Here is a 3354-nt window from a genome sequence, read left to right on the forward strand (position 1 = left end):
CTCTTTTATTTTTTCGGCTCATTGCCGCCGTGGCTAGTCCTTTTTCCTTGATGAAAAAGGACCAAAAAATCAAGGCTTGGATCTGATGTTAGATAAAATCGTCAAAGCTTTTATTGCGGCAGCGCAAGCCCCGACGAAAAGTCGGGAAAGACACGCTGCCTTGGGTAATGCTTTTTGAACGGTTGTGCAGAAGCTTTAACGTTTTCTCCTGCCATCATCTCCTATGCCGGAGGACAGGGTGCAGATCCGCCTCGCCGTCATGCTGATCCGATAACTATCGGATTTATTTTTTTGTAAACTCGCTTCACGATCTAAACCAATCCAATTATTGTATATTTGAGTAAGAACAGGCTCACCAAACAATCATCTCAAATGAACATCTCCGCCCAAATAGACGCTTACATTGCCAGTCAGCCAGAAGCCAAACGCAACGACCTGCAAGCCTTGCACCGTATCATTATGGATTTAAAGCCTGATACGCAACTTTGGTTTCTTGATGGTAAAAACAGTGAAGGTAAGGTGGTTTCCAATCCAAATATTGGTTATGGGTTTTACACTATTACTTATGCCGATGGCAGCACCAAAGATTTTTATCAGATTGGTTTAAGTGCTAATACTTCTGGCATTTCAGTTTACATTATGGGCCTTGAAGATAAGCAATACCTGGCTCAAACCTATGGAGCCAAAATTGGCAAGGCCAGCATTACCAGTTATTGCATTAAGTTTAAAGCGTTGAAAGACATTGATGTAAATGTGCTTCGGGAGGCTGTACGTGGCAGGCTTGAGGATAAGGTCTGATCTGACAGATATGCCCATTCGCCCGGCCAATAGCGGGTCAAAATTGCAAATTCAGGTTGATATTTAAGGAAATTACAACGCTGAGATGATTTACTTTTGCACCGCTGACAATACCCGCCGGCACTTTAACTCATGCAATTAAATTATAAACAAGCCGTTCTGCTTACTTTACTTGCTGCCTCGCTATGGGGCATATCAGGAACTTTTGGACAATTTCTCTTCAACGAAAGAGATATGAATGTGGAATGGTTAATCACCGTCCGGCTGCTGATTTCAGGTTCCTGTTTGTTGCTTTTTGCCAGGTTTGGCGAAAAGGCAGATACGATGGCGATCTGGAGAGAGAAAAAGAATATTGTTCCGTTATTGATTTTTGGGGTTTTCGGCATGCTTGGCGTTCAGTACACGTACTTTGCGGCCATCAAGCATTCAAATGCTGCAACTGCAACCGTATTACAGTTTACCGGCCCCATTATTATAGCACTATATCTTGCTGCAAAGTACAGGCGTGTACCACCATTTCTTGAACTCATTGCTATCTTGTTTGCTATACTGGGTACATTTCTGCTGGTTACACATGGAAGGTTTGATAGTCTGTCGATTTCCACTACAGCACTGTTTTTCGGATTGGCTTCTGCTGTAACACTGGCCTTATATTCACTTCAACCTAAAATACTGATGCAAAAATATAATGCATCAATTGTAGCTGGATGGGGTATGCTCATTGGCGGAATCGTTTTCTGTTTTGTGCACGCACCATGGGCTATTGAAGGGAAATGGGATTATCAAACGGTGATTAGTCTGGCTATGATCATCATTTTGGGTACGCTGATTGCATTTTATGCTTATTTAAGCGGAGCCAAGATCATCGGCGCACAGAAAGCCAGTCTGTTAGCATCTGCAGAACCATTGGTTGCGGTGATTATTTCTGTAGTATGGCTGAAAACATCCTTCGGACTTATCGACTGGATTGGCAGTTTATTAATTATTTCAACCATTTTCCTCTTGTCGAAGAAAAAGTAAACAAAGTTTCTATAGTTTTGATCATAGCATATATATTGCCTGTTTCATTTATATTTCATACACTACATTATGCTGGATAAATTTGATCTGGATATTCTGGCTTTTATGCAAGCCAATAACCAAATCTCGCAACGCCATATTGGTGATCAGATAGGTTTGTCGGCAGCTGCGGTACAAAGGCGTATAAAGCGCCTTAGGGAAGACGGTTTTATTGCCGCCGATATATCAGTAATAGACCGAAACTTAACCGGAAGCCAGATCACGATCATTGTCGAAATATTTCTGGTTAGCGAGGAAATCGAACTTATCGACCAGATGAAAAAGACCTTTAAAGAAACGCCTGAAATTCAACAATGTTATTATGTAACCGGCGAGTCGGATTTCTTTTTAATTGTTGTGGTGCCCACCATGTCTGAATACGAAAAGCTAACCAGAAGGCTTTTCTTTTCAAATGCCAATATAAAACGCTTTAGAACAGTGGTTGCGATGGGGTTGGAGAAAATTGGGCTGGATATTCCGCTTCAATACCTGGTTCAGCAACTATAAAGTCTCATAGTCTTGGTGAATTTCTAAACAGCCAGACGGTTAATTGGTTTGAGACGTTAGTTTGTCATCCTGAGCGGAGTCGGAGGATCTCCTGCCATCATCTCCTATGCCGGAGGGCAGGGTACAGAACCCTTGCACATCCCTTTATTCCGCATTGTCATGCTGAGCGCAGCGAAGTATCCCTCTGTAGTTCACTGCAGTAAAGAAGAGACCCTGAATCAAGTTCAGGGTGACGGCGAGAGGGGGCAATCTCATTCACGATCCGTCATTCCCGCGCAGGCGGGAACCACGAAGTGCTCAGCGAAGCTAATCTTAATTCGGTTGTTATTTCCTTTCCCTTCACACAGTCTTGCCTCGGCTTGCTGCCGAACCGCTCTTACCTTTTTCTTGATAAAAAGGTAACCAAAAATCAAGGCTTGGATCTGATGTTGGATAAGCTAGTCGAAACTTTATTGGCAACAGCGGCTAGGAACGAAGAAAAATCGTTCTTGCCTCTGTTTTGGTTCTGTGGGGTATTGTGGGCTGTGCATAAGTTTCAACAGCTTCTCCTGCCATCATCTCCTATGCCGGAGGGCAGGGTGCATAAAACCCTACGCGTCATGCTGAACACTTGCCAGGGCAGGTGGAGAGGGGTGGTTCAGCATCTCTTTAAAGCTCGCGTCGGTTGTGGAGAGACCCTGAAACAAATCCGATAGCTATCGGATTAGGGTGACGGTTGAGGGATGGATGGCGCTAGAAAGGAGCTGCGTTATTCCTTGCTATGATCCGTCATTTCCGCGCAGGCGGGAACCACGAAGTGCTCAGCGAAGCTAATCTTAATGCTTTGGCTATCTATGCCTTGTGCACGGGCTTTCTTCCGCTCACCGCCGCGGCGGGCTCTTACTTTTTCCTTGATGAAAAAGTAACAAAAAATCAAGGCTTGGATCTGATGTTGGATAAGCTAGTCGAAACTTTATTGGCAACAGCGGCTAGGAACGAAGAAAAATCGTT

General features: G+C 43.9%; 4 protein-coding genes. All 4 read left to right on the forward strand.

The genetic code is table 11. From position 1 onward, the window contains the following. The first annotated feature begins 372 nt into the window (after window positions 1-372). A complete protein-coding gene (locus OC25_RS26545) occupies window positions 373-798 on the forward strand; it encodes a DUF1801 domain-containing protein (protein WP_039483591.1) in 426 nt (141 codons plus the stop codon). A gap of 132 nt (window positions 799-930) precedes the next feature. Next, entirely contained in the window at window positions 931-1818 is an 888-nt protein-coding gene (locus OC25_RS26550; RefSeq protein WP_039483593.1) for a DMT family transporter, read from the forward strand. Between the two features lie 69 nt (window positions 1819-1887). Continuing rightward, window positions 1888-2364, forward strand: a complete 477-nt coding sequence (locus OC25_RS26555) for an Lrp/AsnC family transcriptional regulator (RefSeq protein ID WP_039483596.1) — start codon at window positions 1888-1890, stop codon at window positions 2362-2364. A 760-nt stretch (window positions 2365-3124) separates the two neighbouring features. Continuing rightward, window positions 3125-3354: hypothetical protein (locus OC25_RS26565; RefSeq protein WP_039483602.1), on the forward strand; the 230-nt coding region annotated here is incomplete at its 3' end.

Origin of the sequence: Pedobacter kyungheensis (genome assembly GCF_000812965.1) — a bacterium.
Classification (GTDB): Bacteria; Bacteroidota; Bacteroidia; order Sphingobacteriales; family Sphingobacteriaceae; genus Pedobacter; species Pedobacter kyungheensis.

Excerpts from the sequence above, each read along its gene's own strand:
- OC25_RS26545 (WP_039483591.1), top strand. The coding sequence starts at position 373 with ATGAACATCTCCGCCCAAATAGACGCTTACATTGCCAGTCAGCCAGAA.
- OC25_RS26555 (WP_039483596.1), top strand. The coding sequence starts at position 1,888 with ATGCTGGATAAATTTGATCTGGATATTCTGGCTTTTATGCAAGCCAAT.
- OC25_RS26550 (WP_039483593.1), top strand. The coding sequence starts at position 931 with ATGCAATTAAATTATAAACAAGCCGTTCTGCTTACTTTACTTGCTGCC.